Below are 18,585 nucleotides of genomic sequence, written 5' to 3'. Positions count from 1 at the left end.
CCGGTGCGCACCGGCACCGGGTCCGCCCGCCTTTCCCTGCCGCTGTCTCAGGCCAGCAACTCCACCTCCGCCAGCATCGATTCGCCGTCGAGGACCAGGCGGTAGTGGGCAAACGTCCCGGGCGTCCGGATCGTGAACGCCCGTGTCTGGAGGTCCCAGGCGAAGCTCTCGCCCGAACGGCGGTCCACCGTCTTCCAGTCGGTGCCGTCGGTCGAGGCCTGGAGGGTCCAGCCCGTCGGGGCCTTCGTGTGGTCCGACGGTGAGGTGAGCGTGTACTGGACCCCCTTGACCGACCTGGTCACCGGCAGGTCCACCGACGACACCGTCGCCTGTGTCGCCGACGTGTTGTCGAACAGGGAGCCGTCCGGCTGCAGGACGTCCGCGCGTGGGGTCGGGACCTTGTCGTCCTGGGTGATCGAGGTCGGGCCGGCGTTCCTGCCCGTGCCCCACGTCGAGGGCTTCGGGCCCATCGTGAAGTCGATGACACCGCCCTTGGAGACGAGCGAGTGGGAGAGTGAAGTCGACGTCCAGACACGGCCGTTGACGCGGACGCCCTGGATGTAGACGTTGGCCGCGCTGTTGTGCGGCGCCCTGATCACCAGGTCACGGCCGTTCTCCAGGTGGACCGTCGCCTTCTTGAACAACGGGGAGCCGATCGTGTAGTCGCCGCTGCCCATCACCAGCGGGTAGATGCCGAGGGCCGAGAAGAGGTACCAGGCCGACTGCTCGCCGTTGTCCTCGTCGCCGTGGTAGCCCTGGCCGATCTCGCTGCCGAGGTAGAGCCGGGAGAGTGCCTCACGGACATAGGCCTGTGCCTTCCAGGGCCGGCCGGCCGCGTCGTACATGTAGATGACGTGGTGGGCGACCTGGTTGGAGTGGCCGTACATGCCCATCCGGACGTCCCTGGCCTCGGTCATCTCGTGGATGACCCCGCCGTACGAGCCGACGAAGTCGGGGGAGGCCGTCTCGGGTGTCGCGAAGAACTCGTCGAGCTTGTCGGCGAGGCCGCTCCGGCCGCCGTACAGGTTGGCGAGGCCACGGCTGTCCTGCGGTGCGGTGAAGGCGTAGCCCCAGCCGTTGGTCTCCGTGTAGTCGTAGCCCCAGACGCGCGGGTCGTACGCCGAGGAGTCCACCCGCCACTTGCCCTGGGCGTCCTTGCCCTGGAAGAAACCGGCCTTGGAGTCGAAGAGGTCCACATAGTCCCGGGCGCGGTTGAGGAAGTAGTCCGACTCCTCCTTGTAGCGCTTCTCGCCCGTCTTCTTGTACAGGGCCTTGCCCATCTCGGCGATGCCGTAGTCGTTGACGTACCCCTCCATCGCCCACGACAGGCCCTCGCGGGTGTCGTCGCTGGTGTAGCCGAGGAAGGGAGAGGTCGTCATGCCCTTGCGGCCCACGCCGGACGACGGGGGTACGACCGTCGCGTTCTTGAGCGCCGCCTCGTACGCCGCCTTCGCGTCGAAGTCCACGCCCTTGACGTACGCGTCGGCGAACGCCACGTCCGAGGAGGTGCCGGTCATCAGGTCGGCGTAGCCGGGGGAGGACCAGCGCGAGGTCCAGCCGCCGTCCTTGTACTGCTGTACGAACCCGTCGACCATCTCGCCCGCCTGAGAGGGCGTCAGCAGGCTGTACGCCGGCCAGGTCGTGCGATACGTGTCCCAGAAGCCGTTGTTGACGTACACCTTGCCGTCCACGATCTTCGCGCCGGTGTGCGTCGGGGTGTCCTGGCTGGTCATCGGCGAGAAGGGGGAGGCGTACTGGTAGACCGAGCCGATCTTCTCGAAGCCGGAGTTGGGGTACAGGTACAGCCGGTACATGCTGGAGTAGAGGGTGGTCAGCTGGTCGGCCGTGGCGCCCTCCACCTCCACCTTGCCCAGCAGCCGGTCCCAGACCTTGCGGGCCTGCGCCTTCACCGTGTCGAAGGAGGTGCCGTCCGGGATCTCCTGGCGCAGGTTGTCCTTCGCCTGTTCGATGCTGATGAGGGAGGTGGCCAGGTGCAGGGTGACGGTGTGGTCGGAGCCGGTGTCGAAGCGGAGGTAGCCCTTGACCCCGCTGGAGTCGCCGCCCGTCACGGGCCTGTCGAAGACGCCGTACACGAACAGCCGTGTCGCACCCGTCGACAGCCCGGACTTGACGTCCGAGAAGCCGGTGACGATCCCGTGCTCCTTGTCGAGGGTCAGTCCCGCCTGCTCGGTCACGTTGTCGAAGATCACGCTCGCGTCCGTGCCCGGGTAGGTGAAGCGCAGCGAGGCCGCGTGGTCGGTCGGCGCTATCTCCGCCTTGAGCCCGTTCTCGAACCGCACCCCGTAGTAGTACGGCCGCGCGGTCTCGTTCTCGTGCCGGAAGGCGAGTTCCCGCGCCGTCCGGCCGGTGTCCGGGGTACCCGTGGCGGCCGACGGCATCACCTGGAAGGTCTGCCGGTCGCCCATCCAGGGGCTGGGCTCATGGCTCGCGCTGAACGCCTGGATCGTCGGCAGGTTGTCGTCGTTGTTCGCATGTGCGTACTCGTACAGCCAGCTGAGCGAGGACGCGTTGGTCACCGGCGTCCAGAAGTTGAAGCCGTGCGGGAGCGCCGTCGCCGGGAAGTCGTTGCCGCGCGAGAAGCTGCCGCTGGAGTTGGTGCCCCGGGTAGTCAGCGCGTAGTCGGCCAGATGCGCCCTGGGCTTCTCGGGGGCCACCGGCTTCAGCGACACGTCGTCGATCCAGCCGCGGAACTTGGCCGGGCCCGCGGGGGAGTCGTACCCGACCAGGATCCGGTCGACCGTCTTACCGGCCGCGACCGAACCGATCACCGAGGAGACGTTGTTCCACTGGTTGACGTACAGCGCCTTCGACGCGCCCTGTCCGCGCGGGGACAGCGCGAAACCGTGCTGGTCCGTGGCCCCCAGGTCGCTCAGATACGTACCGTCGGTGAAGGCCAGGTCCACGGAGACGTTGGTGGCGTCGTAGTCGAGGTCGCCGTCGGCCATCGACGGGAAGATCCGGTACGACAACCGCGTGTCGCGGCCGACGGCCACGTTCACGTCGAAGACCTTGTTGTACGAGTACGCGCGGCCGCTCGCCGTGTGCCGTCCGGCGTAGCGCAGCGCATGTGTCCCGGTGAACCCGGCCCGCGCCTTCGCGGTCGGCGAGCCGCTCGGGCCGTGGTCGACCAGCGAGAGCATGTCCTGGGGCACCGGCCCGCCGCTGCCGCCCGTGGAGAACTGGACGTCGGCGATCTGGAGGATGTCCGAGGCGCCGTTGTTCTTCGTGACGTCGAGGCGGAAGTGCTGGTACTCGGCGGGGGCGGAGACGTCGTACGACTGGGTCTGGAACCGTTCCGTGAAGGATTCGCCGGTCCGGGTGTCGACGGTCTTCCAGTCCTTGCCGTCCGTCGAGCCCTGGAGGGTCCAGTCCTGCGGGTCGCGTTCGGCGTAGTCGTTCGCCGAGGTGAGGGCGTAGGTCACCAGCTTGATGGGCTTGTCGAAGTCGAACTCCGCCCAGCCGGTGGGCTGGAAGGTGAGCCACTTGGTGCCCGGCTCGCCGTCGACGAGGTTCTCCTTCACCTCGCCCGCCCCGGTGTTCTCCCCGCTCGCCCGCAGGTCGGTCACATGGTCGGTGACATTGCCGGGGATGCCCGTGCTGTAGCCGCCGTCGACGCCCGAGGCGCGCGGGGCGCCGGCCGGATCCGTGTCGACGGTGTCGGTCCAGTCCGGCGCCGGATCACCGGACTCGAACGAGGATGCGAACTGGGTGGCGGCGGCCGGTGCCTTGGCGGGCAGGGCGACCGCGGCTCCCTGGGAACCCAGTGCCATGACTACGGCGGCCGTGATCACGACCGCCGTACCGGATCTGTGTCCTGTTCTTCGCTGCGTCTTCCGCTGCATCAAAACGGGTACCCTCCCTGCCACGTGAGACAACGTTGTCAGCCGAGTGGCGCAGGAACCAGTAGGTGGTCAAGTGGCCCGTGATGTCAAGGGTGTTGGGTGCGGCATTCAGGGGGCTATGTCGGCTCTTTTTCCGGCAAGGCGTACACAGGTCGCTCATATTTCCGACAGGTCTCAACTAGGAAAAGACCAGCGGCCAACCTTGCATTCGATCTTGCCCCGCTGGCGGGAAGTGGACTATACCTGTCGGCGTTTCCTGCGTGACTTCCTGCACGACCCAGCACTACCCGACCGCGGTGCCGGGAGGATCCGGTTCACCGCCTGAGTCCTGGAGAAGGCGAGGACTTGAGCATGGGATCCACTTCCGCAGCGAACCATGGTTCCGAGGGCGTCGGCCGTCGCGATCTGATCAAGCGGTCCGCCGCACTCGGCCTGTTTTCGGTCCCCGCCGTCGGATTCCTCTCCGCCTGTGCCAGCAGTGGCGGCGGTGGCCAGTCGAAGGACAAGACAGGCAAGAAGACGGCGAAGAACCCGCTCGGCGTCAACGAGACCGCGAAGATGGAATTCGTCCTCTTCGACGGCGGTTTCGGCAAGGAGTACGCACAGGACGCCGTGAAGATCTACGAGAAGGACTTCCCGAAGGCCACGGTCAAGTTCTCCGCCACCCAGAAGATCCAGTCCACCCTCCAGCCCCGCTTCAACCAGGGCACCCCGCCGGACCTCATCGACAACTCCGGTGCCGAGCAGATGGACATGGGCGTGCTGGTCGGCAAGAACCAGCTGGCCGATCTCACCCCGCTGTTCGACGCGCCGTCGTACGACGACCCGAACAAGAAGGTCCGCGACACACTGCGGCCCGGCATCGTCGAGATGGGCCAGTTCGACGGCAACCCGATCTGGATCATGTACTACGCCTACACGGTCTACGGCGTCTGGTACTCGCAGAAGGCCCTGGACTCGCTGGACGCGGAGTACCCGCAGACCTGGGACCAGATGATCGCCGTCTGCGAGAAGGCCAAGAAGAAGGGGATGGCGGGCTGGACGTACGCGGGCAAGTACCCGTACTACATCCCCTTCTCCCTCTACCCGATGATCGGCAAGGTCGGTGGCGTCGAAGTCCTGAACGCGATCGACAACCTGGAGCCGAACGCCTGGAAACACCCGGCCGTCAAGGCGTGTTTCGAGGCCTACTACGAGCTCTACAAGAAGGGCTACATCCTCCAGGGCACCCCCGGCCTCGACCACATCCAGTCGCAGACCGCCTGGGCGCAGGGCAAGGCCCTGTTCATCCCGAACGGCTCCTGGGTGGAGAACGAGTCGGCGAACGTCATCCCGTCCGACTTCAACCTCGCCGTCTCCGCGCCCACCGGCATCGACAAGAACGACAAGATGCCGTTCGGCACCATCTGGGCCTCCGGCGGCGAGCCGTTCATCGTCCCGGCCAAGGCCGCGAACGCCCCGGGCGGCATGGAGCAGCTGCGCATCATGCTCAGCGAGGCCTCCTCCAAGAACTTCACGTCGAAGGTGAAGTCGCTGACCGCGTACAACGGCGGCACCGACGGCATCACCCTCACCCCGGGCCTCACCTCCGGTGTGGCCGCGCTGAAGCTGGCCGGGTCGAACGTGGTCAACCCGCGGATGCAGGACTGGTACGTGCAGCTCCAGAAGGAGAAGATCGGAGTCGCCGGCCTCGGCGAGATGATGGCCGGCCGGCTCACCCCGGCGGAGACCATCCAGAAGATCCAGGGCTTTGCCGACGAGGCCGCCAAGGACACCTCGATCAAGCACTACAAGCACCAGTAAGCACCGGCAGGACATTCCCTCTCGGCACCGGAGTGGCGATGCAGCACGGCAAGTACCGGTTCATCGTGGGGTTTCTGGCGTTGCCCCTCGGACTGTACGCGCTCTTTGTGGTCTGGCCGTTCGTCCAGTCCATCTACTACTCGTTCACGGACTGGACCGGTCTGAGCCCCGAATTCAAGATGGTCGGCCTGGACAATTACAAGAGGATGCTGCACGACGACATCTTCTGGAAGTCCTTGCAGCACAGCTTGATGTTCGCGGTCGTGCTGCCGCTGGTGACGATCAGCCTGGCACTGTTCTTCGCCTTCATGATCAATGTCGGCGGTCGGAGAAGGAAGGGCGGCCCCGTGATCACCGGTGTCCGGGGCTCCTCCTTCTACAAGATCGTCTATTTCTTCCCGCAGGTGCTGTCGATCGCGATCGTCTCGCTGCTGTTCGCCTTCGCCTACAACCCGGACAGCGGCGCGATCAATTCACTGTTGCGCGGAATCGGTCTGGACCATGTCCAGCCGCTCTGGCTCGGCGACCCGAGCCTCGCCCTGTGGTGTGTGATGGCCGTACTGGTCTGGTCCACGGTCGGTTTCTTCGTGGTCCTCTTCTCCGCGGGCATGGCGTCGATCCCCGCGGACCTCTACGAGGCCGCCCTGCTCGACGGCGCCGGCCGCGCCGCCACCTTCTTCCGCATCACCCTGCCGCTGCTCTGGGACACCGTGCAGTCCGGCTGGGTCTACATGGGCATCCTCGCGCTCGGCGCCGAGTCGTTCGCAGTCGTACAGATCATGACGACCGGACCGGGCGGTCCCGACTACTCGACGACCGTCATGGTCCTGTACGTGTACCAGAAGGCGTTCCGGGACGGTCAGGCCGCCTACGCCACCACCATCGGCGTCGCCCTGCTGGTCGTCACGCTCGCCTTCGCGGCGATCGTGATGCGGCTGGGCCGTCGCGAGCGGCTGGAGTACTGAAGCGATGACGACGACCGAGACCGACGTCAGTGTCACCGAGGCGGAACCCCCCGCGCCGGAGCGGCCCCGGCGAAAGCGCGAGGGCACGGTCCTCAACGTCTTCTCCCACGGCGTCCTGGTCATCTGGGCGGTCATGGTGGTCACACCGCTGCTCTGGGCGGTGATGACATCGTTCAAGGACGACAGGTCGATCTTCAGCTCGCCCTGGGCGCTGCCCGACAAGCTGCACTTCGACAACTGGTCGCGGGCCTGGACCCAGGCCAACATGAGCGACTACTTCCTGAACACCATCCTGGTGGTGGGCGGTTCGCTCATCGGCACCCTGGTCCTCGGCTCGATGGCGGCCTATGTCCTGGCCCGCTTCGACTTCCCGGGCAACCGCTTCATCTACTACCTGTTCATCGGCGGCATGAGCTTCCCGATCATGCTCGCGCTGGTCCCGCTGTTCTACGTCGTGAACAACTTGGGCCTGCTGAACACGATCCACGGCCTGATCCTGGTCTACATCGCGTACTCGCTGCCGTTCACGGTGTTCTTCCTCACGGCGTTCTTCCGCACCCTGCCCACCTCGGTGGCCGAGGCCGCCTTCGTCGACGGCGCCTCGCACACCCGTACGTTCTTCCAGATCATGCTGCCGATGGCGAAGCCAGGCCTGATCAGCGTCGGGATCTTCAACTTCCTGGGTCAGTGGAACCAGTACATGCTCCCGACGGTCCTGAACACGGACCCCGACAAACACGTCCTCACCCAGGGCCTGGTCCAGCTGGCGGTGAGCCAGGGCTACAAGGGCGACTGGTCCGGTCTTTTCGCGGGCCTGGTGATGGCGATGCTCCCGGTACTTGCCGCATACATCATCTTCCAGCGCCAGGTGGTGGCCGGGCTTACAGCGGGAGCTTTGAAGTAACGAAGCGTTGGCCGGCTCAAGGGGCGCGGGGAAGTGCGCGACCAGCCACAACGCACCCGCGCAGACCCACTCGGCCGCACCATCCACCCCCTCTCCCACCTGCTCTGCAGTGGCCTAGACATGTCCACGGCGTGTCCACAGAGAAACCACCGAACCGCCAATGATTTCTGTCAAGGACTTGACGCCGGTAACCCGTTCAGCAGAGCTTGGAGTTCATAACTTGTAAGTGACCCGGTTCCGCAGATGTGACCTGGGTCACCTTGGCGGCGCCGTGGCCGCCTCCGATGGCGGGAGTGGATGGGTCGATGGAGACTCCGGGGTCGCAGTCGTCGCTGCACCGAGCCAACCTGGAACGTGTCGTACGGGCCGTACGACTGGCCGGATCGCTCACGCAGGCGGAGATCGCGCGCACGACCGGCCTGTCGGCTGCGACGGTCTCCAACATTGTGCGCGAGCTCAAGGACGGCGGAACGGTCGAGGTCACGCCCACGTCGGCGGGCGGCCGCAGGGCCCGCAGCGTGAGTCTGAGCGGTGATGCCGGCATTGTCATAGGGATCGACTTCGGCCATACCCACCTGCGTGTCGCGATCGGCAACCTCGCCCACCAGGTGCTGGCCGAGGAGTCCGAGCCCCTGGACGTGGACGCGTCGTCCAGTCAGGGCTTCGACAGGGCCGAAGAGCTGGTCAACCGCCTGATCGCGGCGACCGGCGTGGACCGTTCGAAGATCGCCGGCGTGGGCGTGGGTGTCCCCGGTCCGATCGACGTCGAGTCCGGCACCCTCGGTTCCAGCGCCATCCTGCCCGGCTGGACCGGCGCGAGACCCGCGGAGGAGCTGAGGCTGCGCCTCGGAGTCCCCGTGCACGTGGACAACGACGCGAACCTCGGCGCCCTCGGCGAGCTGGTCTGGGGCAGCGGCAAGGGCGTACGTGATCTTGCTTACATCAAGGTCGCCAGCGGTGTCGGCGCCGGACTGGTGATCAACGGGAAGATCTACCGAGGTCCCGGCGGCACAGCCGGCGAGATCGGGCACATCACGCTCGACGAGGCCGGCCCGGTCTGCCGGTGCGGCAACCGCGGCTGCCTGGAGACCTTCGCGGCGGCCCGCTACGTGCTGCCGCTGCTCCAGCCCAGTCACGGCACCGACCTGACCATGGAGGGCGTCGTACGGCTGGCCCGGGACGGCGACGCCGGCTGTCGCCGGGTGATCGCAGATGTCGGACGTCACATCGGCAGCGGTGTGGCCAATCTCTGCAACCTGCTGAACCCGAGCCGGGTGGTCCTCGGCGGCGATCTCGCCGAGGCCGGAGAGCTGGTCCTGGCGCCCATAAGAGAGTCCGTGGGGCGCTATGCGATTCCCAGTGCGGCCCGCCAACTCTCGGTGCTCCCGGGGGCACTTGGCGGCCGCGCCGAGGTGCTCGGCGCGCTCGCCCTCGCGCTCAGCGAGATGGGCGATTCGACCCTTTTGGACGGCTCGCTGCCTGTCGTCGCACCTGCCTTCACTTAGAAAACGAATGGCGCCGTTGCCATCTCGTTAAGTATTTACTTCTTGACGTCGAACTTGCGGCCGAGTTGACTTCGAGCCACCTCGGCCGCAGCGTTGCGGCCCTGTCAGGGAGGCACCCCCAAATGAACGCAACGATGCGTAGAGTCGTCATCGGCACCGCCGCGGTTTCCATGGCGCTGTCGCTCGCCGCCTGTGGCAAGGCCGGCGACAACAAGAAGAGCGACTCGTCCAGCAGCAGCTCCTCCGGTGGCAGCAAGACCATCGGCCTGCTGCTCCCGGACAGCGTGACCGCGCGCTACGAGAAGTTCGACCACCCGTACTTCGAGGCGCAGGTCAAGTCGCTGTGTGCCGACTGCACGGTCGACTACGCGAACGCTGCGGGTGACGCGGCCAAGCAGGCCCAGCAGGTCAGCACCATGGTCACCAAGGGCGTCAAGGTCATCGTGATCTCCGCCCAGGACTCTGCGGCCATCAAGTCCTCCATCGACGCCGCCGTGGCCAAGGGCGTCAAGGTCGTCGCGTACGACCGTCTCGCCCAGGGCAAGGTCTCGGCCTACGTCTCCTTCGACAACGTCAAGGTCGGCCAGCTCCAGGGCCAGGCCCTGCTGAGCGCCCTCGGCTCCAAGGCCACCACCAAGTCCAAGATCGTCATGATCAACGGTGACGACGCCGACCCGAACGCCGGCCAGTTCAAGAAGGGCGCGCACCAAGCCCTCGACGGCAAGGTCAACATCGCCTACGAGCAGTCCGGCCTGTGGAAGGACACCGTCGCCGCGCAGAAGGTGAAGGCGGCCATCACCCAGCTGGGCGCCAAGAACATCGCGGGCGTCTACTCCGCCAACGACGGCATGGCCGGTGGTATCGCCACCACCCTTAAGGGCGCCGGCATCAGCGGTATCCCGCTGACCGGTCAGGACGCGGAGCTCGCGGGCATCCAGCGCATCGTCGCCGGCACCCAGTCCTCCACCGTCTACAAGGCGTTCAAGCCGGAGGCCGACGCCGCCGCCACGATCGCGGTCGACCTGCTGCAGGGCAAGAGCATCACCTCGCTCGCCACCTCCACGCAGACCAGCGGCTCCGGCGACCAGGTGCCCTCGCAGCTGCTGGTCCCGGTGTCGGTCACCAAGGCCAACATCAAGGACACGGTGATCAAGGACGGTCTGTACACCGTCTCCGACATCTGCACCAGCGAGTTCGCCAAGGCCTGCAAGGCTGCCGGCCTGCAGTAGTCCGGCCCTGGAGCCGTAAGGCTCCGGCCGCCAGCGCCCGGGTGATCGCAGTACGACACCCGGGCCCCGGCTGCCCGACACGACCGGCCCTTCCGCAAGGTGCCCCATCCGTCCGGCGGCCTCGCGAAACTCCTCCGACGCCCGCTCCGGCCTTCATACCCCGCTGCCGGAGCGGGCGTCGGACGGACCCGTTGCCAAGCGCAGCGGATTCGCGCATGTTCATCTTGTAAACCACGTGCGAAGACCCGGGAAAACCCCGGGATGCCGCACGTCCCTCCGCGCCTGATCACCAAGCGCGGCATCCCCGCCGGTCAGGCGGCGAAGGAGATGGTTCACGTGTCCGCTACGCCCGTGCTGGCGTTGCGCGGAGTCTCCAAGCGATTCGGTGCGGTCCAGGCCCTCACCGATGTCGATCTGGAGGTCCACGCCGGAGAAGTGGTCGCCCTGGTGGGCGACAACGGCGCAGGAAAGTCGACCCTGGTCAAGACGATCGCGGGTGTGCATCCCATCGATGAGGGCGTCATCGAGTGGGAAGGCAACCCGGTCAGCATCAACAAGCCGCACGACGCCCAGGGCCTCGGCGTCGCGACGGTCTACCAGGACCTCGCCCTGTGCGACAACCTCGACGTGGTCGGCAACCTCTTCCTCGGCCGTGAGCTCCTGCACCGGGGCGTCATCGACGAGGTGACGATGGAGAAGCAGGCGCGCGAGCTGCTGAGCACGCTCTCCATCCGCATTCCCAGCGTGCGCATCCCGATCGCCAGCCTCTCCGGCGGTCAGCGCCAGGTCGTGGCGATCGCCCGCTCCCTGATCGGCGACCCCAAGGTCGTCATCCTGGACGAGCCCACCGCCGCCCTCGGTGTCGAGCAGACCGCACAGGTCCTCGACCTGGTCGAGCGGCTGCGCGAGCGCGACCTCGGCGTCATCCTCATCAGCCACAACATGGCCGATGTGAAGGCGGTCGCGGACACCGTCGCCGTCCTGCGCCTGGGCAAGAACAACGGCTTCTTCCCCGTGAAGAGCACCAGCCACGAAGAGATCATCGCCGCGATCACGGGCGCCACGGACAACGCCGTGACCCGTCGTGCGGAGCGTCGCACCACGGAGGCGGCAAAGTGAGCGAGACGTCGAACAAGACCGTAAAGGGCGACGAGACGCCCGAGACCGCCAAGGCCGCCAAGGCCGAGGCGGCAAAGGCCACCGCCACGGTGGCCCCCGCCGACGACCCCACGGCCGCGCCGGTCACGGTCGTCGACCCGCGGCTGCTGGTCCGTGAAGAGGGCTTCAAGGGCTACCTCACGGAGTTCAAGCGCCGGGTCAAGGGCGGCGAGCTCGGCTCGCTGCCGGTGGTCATCGGCCTGATCATCATCTGGACGATCTTCCAGGTGAAGAACAGCCTGTTCCTCAGCGCGGACAACCTGTCCAACATCAGCTACTTCCTCTCGGCCACCGGCATGCTCGCCATCGGCCTGGTGTTCGTGCTGCTGCTGGGTGAGATCGACCTCTCCGTCGGTTCGGTGAGCGGTCTGGCGTCCACGGTGTTCGCCGTCTTCGTGGTCAACCACGGCATGAACCAGTGGCTCGCCCTGATCCTCACGATCATCACGGGCATCGGCATCGGCGCCCTGCACGGCTGGTTCTTCGCCAGGATCGGCGTACCCGCGTTCGTGGTCACCCTGGCCGGCTTCCTCGGCTGGAACGGTCTGATGCTGTGGCTGCTGGGCGACAGCGGCACGATCAACATCCCGGCCGACAGCGGCCCGGTGCACCTGCTCGGCCAGTCCTCGTTCTTCATGGACCAGGCCATCGTCGGCGCGTACCTGCTGGCGGGCCTCGGCGTCGTGCTGTCGGCCCTGGGCCAGTTCAACGAGCAGCGCCGGCGCCGTGCGGCGGGCGTGCCGTTCCGCCCCACCAGCGAGATCCTGATGCGTGTCGGGCTGCTCGCGATCGCGTCCTTCGTGTCGGCGGCCGTCCTGAACAACGCGGCCGGTGTCTCCAACGCGCTGGTGATCTTCCTGGCGTCCCTGGTGATCGTCGACTTCGTGCTGCGTCGTACGACGTACGGCCGCAAGGTCTTCGCGGTCGGCGGCGGCATCGAGGCGGCCCGCCGTGCGGGTATCAGCGTGCCGATGGTCCGGATCACCGTGTTCGCGATCTCCGGCGGTTTCGCGGCGATCGGCGGTATGTTCTTCGCCGGTCAGACCGCGAGCGCGACGCTCAACGCCGGTGGCGGCAACACGCTGATGCTGGCCATCGCGGCGGCGGTCATCGGTGGTACCTCGCTGTTCGGCGGCCGCGGCACGGTGTGGTCGGCCCTCCTGGGCATGCTGGTCATCCAGTCCATCCAGACCGGCCTCGACCTGCTGAACATGAACACGTCGATCCAGTACATGATCACCGGTGGCGTTCTGCTCGGCGCGGTCGTCATCGACTCCGTCTCCCGCAAGAGCCAGAAGGCGGCGGGACGCGGCTAGCGCCGTTGGGGCGTGGGGTGCGCCGGCGGCTTGAGCGCCGTCGTGGTTGATCGCGCAGTTCCCCGCGCCCCTGGGCAAGTCATGTGCCCGGTGTCTGAAAAGGCACCGGGCACAGCTGTGTCTCAGGAACCCAATCGATGGGTACGGCCGTTCGCGTGACCTATGACGTACAGCCCGGCGTCGGCCCGCCCGGGCGGAACATTAGACTCGACGAGCCCGGCAACAGCTCGATCAGCTCTACTGCAAGGAGGCACGGGTGCCGCTGCTGACCCGTATCAGGGGACCGCGCGATCTGGACCGGCTCAGCACCGAGGAGCTGGTCCAGCTGGCAGAGGAGATCCGGAGCTTCCTCGTGGAAGCGGTCTCCAAGACCGGCGGACACCTCGGTCCCAACCTGGGCGTGGTCGAGCTCACCATCGCCCTGCACCGCGTCTTCGAGTCGCCGAAGGACAAGGTGCTGTGGGACACCGGCCACCAGTCCTATGTGCACAAGCTGCTCACCGGCCGCCAGGACTTCTCGAAGCTCAAACAGAAGGGCGGCCTGTCCGGCTACCCCTCGCAGGCCGAGTCCGAGCACGACGTCATCGAGAACAGCCACGCCTCCACGGTGCTCGGCTGGGCCGACGGCATCGCCAAGGGCAACCAGCTGCTCGAACGCGACAGCCATGTCGTCGCCGTCATCGGTGACGGCGCCCTGACCGGCGGTATGGCCTGGGAGGCGCTGAACAACATCGCCGACGCCAAGGACCGCCCCCTGGTCATCGTCGTCAACGACAACGAGCGGTCGTACGCGCCGACCATCGGCGGCCTCGCCAACCACCTGGCCACGCTGCGCACCACCGACGGCTACGAGCGCTTCCTGGCCCGTGGCAAGGACCTGCTGGAGCGCACCCCGGTCGTCGGCAAGCCGCTCTTCGACACCCTGCACGGGGCCAAGAAGGGCCTCAAGGACTTCATCGCCCCGCAGGGCATGTTCGAGGACCTCGGCCTCAAGTACGTCGGCCCGATCGACGGGCACGACATCGAGGCCCTGGAGTCGGCCCTGGCCCGCGCCAAGCGGTTCGGCGGCCCGGTGATCGTCCACTGCCTCACCGAGAAGGGCCGCGGCTACCAGCCCGCCCTCCAGGACGAGGCCGACCGCTTCCACGGCATCGGGCCCATCCACCCCGACACCGGCTTGCCGGTCAAGGCCTCCGGCGCCGACTGGACCTCCGTCTTCGGCGACGAGATGGTCGAGCTCGGCAAGGAGCGCGAGGACATCGTCGCGATCACCGCGGCCATGCTCCAGCCGGTCGGCCTGAAGAAGTTCGCGGACACGTTCCCCGACCGGATCTACGACGTCGGCATCGCCGAGCAGCACGGCGCCGTCTCCGCGGCCGGCCTCGCCACCGCCGGGGTACACCCCGTCTTCGCCGTGTACGCCACTTTCCTCAACCGCGCCTTCGACCAGGTCCTGATGGACGTGGCCCTGCACAAGTGCGGGGTGACCTTCGTCCTGGACCGGGCCGGCGTCACCGGCACCGACGGCGCCTCCCACAACGGCATGTGGGACATGTCGATCCTCCAGGTCGTCCCCGGCCTCAGGCTCGCCGCCCCGCGCGACGCCGACCAGGTCCGCGCCCAGCTCCGTGAGGCCGTCCAGGTCGACGACGCCCCCACGGTCGTCCGCTTCTCCAAGGGCGCGGTCGGCCCCGCCGTACCCGCCGTGGGCACGGTGGGGGGCATGGACGTGCTGCGCGAGCCGGGCACCGACACCCCGGACGTGCTCCTCGTCTCCGTGGGCGCGCTGGCCCCCATGTGTCTGGAGATCGCCGGCCTCCTCGACAAACAGGGCATCTCCACGACCGTCGTCGACCCGCGCTGGGTCAAGCCGGTCGACGAGGCCATGGCCCCGCTGGCCGAACGCCACCGGGTGGTCGTCACCGTCGAGGACAACAGCCGCGTCGGCGGCGTCGGCTCCGCCGTCGCCCAGGCCCTGCGCGACGCGGGCGTCGACGTCCCCCTCCGCGACTTCGGCATCCCGCCCCGCTTCCTCGACCACGCGTCGAGGGCCGAGGTCATGGCCGAGATCGGCCTGACGGCCCCCGACATCGCCCGCCAGGTCACCGGTCTGGTGGCAAAGCTGGACGGCACAACAGAAGTCGACTCGGTGGAACCTGCGAGGGATTAAGGACGCCCCAGCTGAGGCGCCCCTTCAGGGGCGCTGGGGGTACCCCCGGCCGAAGGCTGGGGGAGGAACTGCGCGACCAGGCCCCACCGGCCCGCACTCCCCGACGAATCCTCAACCACCCCGATGGGTCGGTCTCACCACTTCTCCAAGTGGCGAGACCGACCCATCTGCGTGAACCTGCCTTTGCCGGGCATACGCACCCCCGGCCCTCTCGATCATGTCGAGGACGACAAACGTGGGAGGTAGGCACGTGAGCAGTACCCTCTTCAGGACCAAGAACGTCGAACAGTCCATCCGGGACACCGAGGAACCGGAGCACGCGCTCAGGAAGTCCCTGTCGGCCCTGGATCTCACGGTCTTCGGCGTGGGTGTCATCATCGGCACCGGCATCTTCGTCCTGACCGGCACGGCCGCCAAGAACACCGCGGGACCCGCCGTCGCCCTGTCCTTCGTCGTGGCCGGCGTCGTCTGCGGACTCGCCGCGCTGTGCTACGCCGAGTTCGCCTCCACCGTCCCGGTCGCCGGCTCCGCGTACACCTTCTCGTACGCCTCGCTCGGCGAGTTCCCCGCATGGATCATCGGCTGGGACCTGGTCCTGGAGCTGGCGCTCGGCACGGCGGTGGTCGCCGTCGGCTGGTCGGGGTACATCCACTCACTGCTCGACAACGCCGGCTGGCACCTGCCCGAGTACCTCAGCGGCAGGGACGCCGCACACGGCTTCGGCTTCGACATCCTCGCCGCCGCCCTCGTCCTCGTCCTCACCGCGATCCTCGTCGTCGGCATGAAGCTCTCCGCCCGGGTCACCTCGGTCGTCGTCGCCATCAAGGTCGCCGTCGTCCTGGTCGTCATCATCGCGGGCGCCTTCTACGTGCACGGCGGCAACTACGAGCCGTTCATCCCCCCGAAGCAGCCGGTGCCGGCGGGCGGCACCCTCAAGGCGCCGCTGATCCAGCTGATGTTCGGCTGGGCGCCGTCCAACTTCGGCATCATGGGCATCTTCACCGCCGCGTCCGTCGTCTTCTTCGCCTTCATCGGTTTCGACGTCGTCGCCACCGCCGCCGAGGAGACCCGCAACCCCCAGCGGGACGTCCCGCGCGGCATCATCGGCTCCCTCATCATCTGCACCGCGCTGTACGTGGCCGTGGCCGTCGTGGTGACCGGCATGCAGAAGTACAGCCAGCTGTCCGTGGACGCCCCGCTCGCCGACGCGTTCAAGGCCACCGGGCACCCCTGGTTCGCCGGTCTGATCAGCTTCGGTGCCGCGATCGGCCTGACCACCGTCTGCATGATCCTGCTGCTCGGGCAGTCCCGGGTGTTCTTCGCGATGAGCCGGGACGGGCTGCTGCCCCGGTTCTTCTCGCACACCCACCCGCGGTTCCGCACCCCGTACCGGCCGACCATCCTGCTCGGTATCGTCATCGCGATCGTCGCCGGCTTCACCAGTCTGAGCGAACTCGCCGAACTGGTGAACATCGGCACGCTCTTCGCCTTCATCGTGGTCGCGATCAGCGTGATCATCCTGCGCAACACCCGCCCCGACCTGGAACGCTCCTTCCGCACCCCGTGGGTGCCGGTGCTGCCGATCGCATCGGTGCTGGCCTCGCTGTGGCTGATGCTCAACCTGCCCGCCGAGACCTGGCTGCGGTTCGCGATCTGGATGGTCATCGGCTTCGGCGTCTACTTCCTCTACGGCCGCTCGCACAGCCGTCTGGCCCAGCGGGAGCGGACCGCCGGCGACGCCCCGTGATCGCCAGGCTCGCCACTCCGGTCCCGTATGTCCCGTCCGGGTGGGAGTGCGGGGCCGGATAGCGTGCTCTCCATGCTCGCCGCGCCCTTCGCCCCGCCACGGTCCGTAGTCGTACGGAAGGGGTACTGGACGCGGCTGCTGCCGCTGCTCGCCGTGCTGGCCGGTGTCACCCGGGTGCCGTCCTTCGTCCGGCCGCTCTGGAACCCCGACGAGGGCTATCTCGCCGTACAGGCGCGGATGCTGGCGCGGGGCGGACAGCTGTACGAGACGGTCGTGGACCGCAAGCCGCCGCTGGTGCCGTGGCTGTACGAAGGGGTGTTCGCGGTCTTCGGGTCCGGGTCGCTCACCCCGGTCCGGGTCCTCGCCGTGCTCACGCAGCTGGTCACCGCCGTGCTGCTGGCCTCACTCGCCCGGCGCAGGTGGGGCGACCGGGCGGGCCGTACCGCGGGGGCGCTGTATCTGCTGGTCTCCGTGGGGCTCAATCCCGAGGACGCGCAGGCGGCCACCTTCGAGGTCTTCATGCTGCCCTGCACGGCCGCCGCGATGTGGTGTGCCGACCGCCGCCGCTGGGGCGCCGCCGGGACCGCCGTCGCCTGCGCCTTCCTCACCAAGCAGACCGGCGGCGCGGTCCTGCTGCCGGTGGTGTACCTGCTCAACCGGCACGGCGGCGCCCGCGCGGGGCTGCTCAGACTGGCGGCCGGCGCGGCCCTGCCCGTGCTGGGCGCGGCCCTGGTCACCGACCCGGCGGGCTTCGCCTTCTGGACGGTCACCGGCTCCGGCGCCTACGTGTCCTTCACCGGCTCCGAACTCCACGTCATGGTACGGGCGTTGACCAACTCCGCGATCCTGGCCACGGCCTGCGCCGGACTGCTCCCGCCCGTCGTGCGTGCCCTGCGCATCGCCCGCACCGGCGCCGTCGACCTGTGGCTGTGGCTGGCCGCGTCGGCGGTCGCCGTCACCCTGGGCTTCCACTTCTTCGGCCACTACTTCCTGCAACTCACCCCGCCCGTCGCCCTGTTGGCCACGGCCGCGCTGCAGATCCTGCCGCGTGAGCGGGCGTCCTCCGCCGTCCTCACCTCCTGCTGCGCCTGCGCCCTGTTCCTGACCTGGGGCCTGCTCGCCCCACGTCCCGAACTCGCCCACGCCCAGCGGCTCGCGCTCGCCCTCGACCGCCGCACCGAACCCGACGACCGGGTCCTGGTCTGGGGCATACACCCGGAGACGTACTGGCTCGCCGACCGCACCCCCGCCACCCGGTACCTCACCGCCGGCCTCCTCACCAACTTCAGCGGCGGCCGGGACGGCCCGCAGGTCGGCGAGAAGTACGCGGTCGAGGGCACCTGGCCGGTCTTCCGCGAGGAACTGGCCGACACGCCCCCGGCGCTCGTGGTCGACGACTCCCGCGGCAAGCCGTACGGCCCCGACCGCGTTCCCGGTCTGCGCCGGCTCCTCGCCGCACAGTACGAGCAGGTGGGGGAGGTGGACGGGGCGGTGCTGTACGCCAGGGTGCCGCCGGAGTAGGTCAGTGCAGCAGGGCGCTCGGGCCGATCACATCGGCGCCCAGTTCCGTGACCCTGCGCCGTAGTTCGCGGTCGGCGGTGACGACGAGCCGGGGCCGGCCTGTGTCCTCCGCGGCCAGTTCCACGATCCGGTCGTCGCCGCTGCCGGGCGCCGACTCCACCCGTACCCCGGGCACCGACGCCACCCCGCGGGCCGCGCCCTCGACGACGAGCACCAGCTCCACCGGGGTCGGGTGGCCGGGCAGTCCCTGTTCGGCCAGCCGGTCGCGCAACCGCTCGGCGGCACCCCTGCGGTCCCGCCACCAGCCGTCCGGCCGTGACCCGACGACATTGGCGCCGTCCACGATCACCAGCAGGGGAGCTTCGTCTTCCATGCCCCCAGCCTCGCACGCCCGGGGCCGCGCC

At 68.1% G+C, this 18,585-nt stretch carries 12 protein-coding genes; 10 read left to right on the top strand and 2 right to left on the bottom strand.

All coding sequences use genetic code 11. The features are described 5' to 3' along the window. Window positions 1–47: 47 nt before the first annotated feature. Entirely contained in the window at window positions 48–3,791 is a 3,744-nt protein-coding gene (locus EDD90_RS13185; protein WP_123973200.1) for a GH92 family glycosyl hydrolase, read from the bottom strand. 423 nt (window positions 3,792–4,214) lie between these two features. Here EDD90_RS13185 and ngcE point away from each other — a divergent pair, with 423 nt between their 5' ends. The 10 genes from ngcE to EDD90_RS13135 all read left to right on the top strand — a co-directional run bounded on the left by ngcE (window position 4,215) and on the right by EDD90_RS13135 (window position 18,181). Next, on the top strand, window positions 4,215–5,666 hold the full coding sequence (gene ngcE / locus EDD90_RS13180) for an N-acetylglucosamine/diacetylchitobiose ABC transporter substrate-binding protein (RefSeq protein WP_123973199.1): 1,452 nt from the start codon (window positions 4,215–4,217) through the stop codon (window positions 5,664–5,666). A 38-nt stretch (window positions 5,667–5,704) separates the two neighbouring features. After that, window positions 5,705–6,631 carry a carbohydrate ABC transporter permease gene (locus EDD90_RS13175; protein ID WP_123973198.1) on the top strand — a complete coding sequence of 309 codons (927 nt, stop codon included), beginning with the start codon at window positions 5,705–5,707 and terminating at the stop codon, window positions 6,629–6,631. Between the two features lie 4 nt (window positions 6,632–6,635). Next, window positions 6,636–7,535, top strand: a complete 900-nt coding sequence (locus EDD90_RS13170) for a carbohydrate ABC transporter permease (protein ID WP_123973197.1) — start codon at window positions 6,636–6,638, stop codon at window positions 7,533–7,535. 305 nt (window positions 7,536–7,840) lie between these two features. Further along, window positions 7,841–9,040, top strand: coding sequence for an ROK family transcriptional regulator (locus EDD90_RS13165; RefSeq protein ID WP_123973196.1), 1,200 nt, complete (start codon window positions 7,841–7,843; stop codon window positions 9,038–9,040). A gap of 134 nt (window positions 9,041–9,174) precedes the next feature. Next, window positions 9,175–10,269 (top strand): sugar ABC transporter substrate-binding protein, encoded by a 1,095-nt coding sequence (locus EDD90_RS13160; protein ID WP_123973195.1) that lies wholly within the window; start codon window positions 9,175–9,177, stop codon window positions 10,267–10,269. Window positions 10,270–10,596: 327 nt separating this feature from the next. Then, the gene (locus EDD90_RS13155) at window positions 10,597–11,388 is read left to right on the top strand and encodes an ATP-binding cassette domain-containing protein (RefSeq protein WP_123981211.1); all 792 of its coding nucleotides are present in this window, start codon (window positions 10,597–10,599) and stop codon (window positions 11,386–11,388) included. Further along, on the top strand, window positions 11,385–12,743 hold the full coding sequence (locus EDD90_RS13150; RefSeq protein ID WP_123973194.1) for a sugar ABC transporter permease: 1,359 nt from the start codon (window positions 11,385–11,387) through the stop codon (window positions 12,741–12,743). The genes EDD90_RS13155 and EDD90_RS13150 overlap by 4 nt, the downstream gene beginning before the upstream one ends. 256 nt (window positions 12,744–12,999) lie before the next feature. Then, window positions 13,000–14,913 (top strand): 1-deoxy-D-xylulose-5-phosphate synthase, encoded by a 1,914-nt coding sequence (gene dxs / locus EDD90_RS13145; protein ID WP_123973193.1) that lies wholly within the window; start codon window positions 13,000–13,002, stop codon window positions 14,911–14,913. A 250-nt stretch (window positions 14,914–15,163) separates the two neighbouring features. After that, window positions 15,164–16,660, top strand: coding sequence for an amino acid permease (locus EDD90_RS13140; protein ID WP_123973192.1), 1,497 nt, complete (start codon window positions 15,164–15,166; stop codon window positions 16,658–16,660). Window positions 16,661–16,732: 72 nt separating this feature from the next. Further along, window positions 16,733–18,181, top strand: coding sequence for a glycosyltransferase family 39 protein (locus EDD90_RS13135; RefSeq protein ID WP_123973191.1), 1,449 nt, complete (start codon window positions 16,733–16,735; stop codon window positions 18,179–18,181). Window position 18,182: 1 nt separating this feature from the next. Here the strand turns inward: EDD90_RS13135 and EDD90_RS13130 are convergent, their stop codons facing one another. After that, complete coding sequence (locus tag EDD90_RS13130; protein ID WP_123973190.1) at window positions 18,183–18,554, bottom strand: NTP pyrophosphohydrolase; 372 nt, start codon at window positions 18,552–18,554, stop codon at window positions 18,183–18,185. Window positions 18,555–18,585: the final 31 nt, after the last annotated feature.

Origin of the sequence: Streptomyces sp. Ag109_O5-1 (assembly GCF_003814875.1) — a bacterium.
GTDB lineage: Bacteria > Actinomycetota > Actinomycetes > Streptomycetales > Streptomycetaceae > Streptomyces > Streptomyces sasae.
This window is presented reverse-complemented; position numbering and strand designations above follow the sequence as displayed.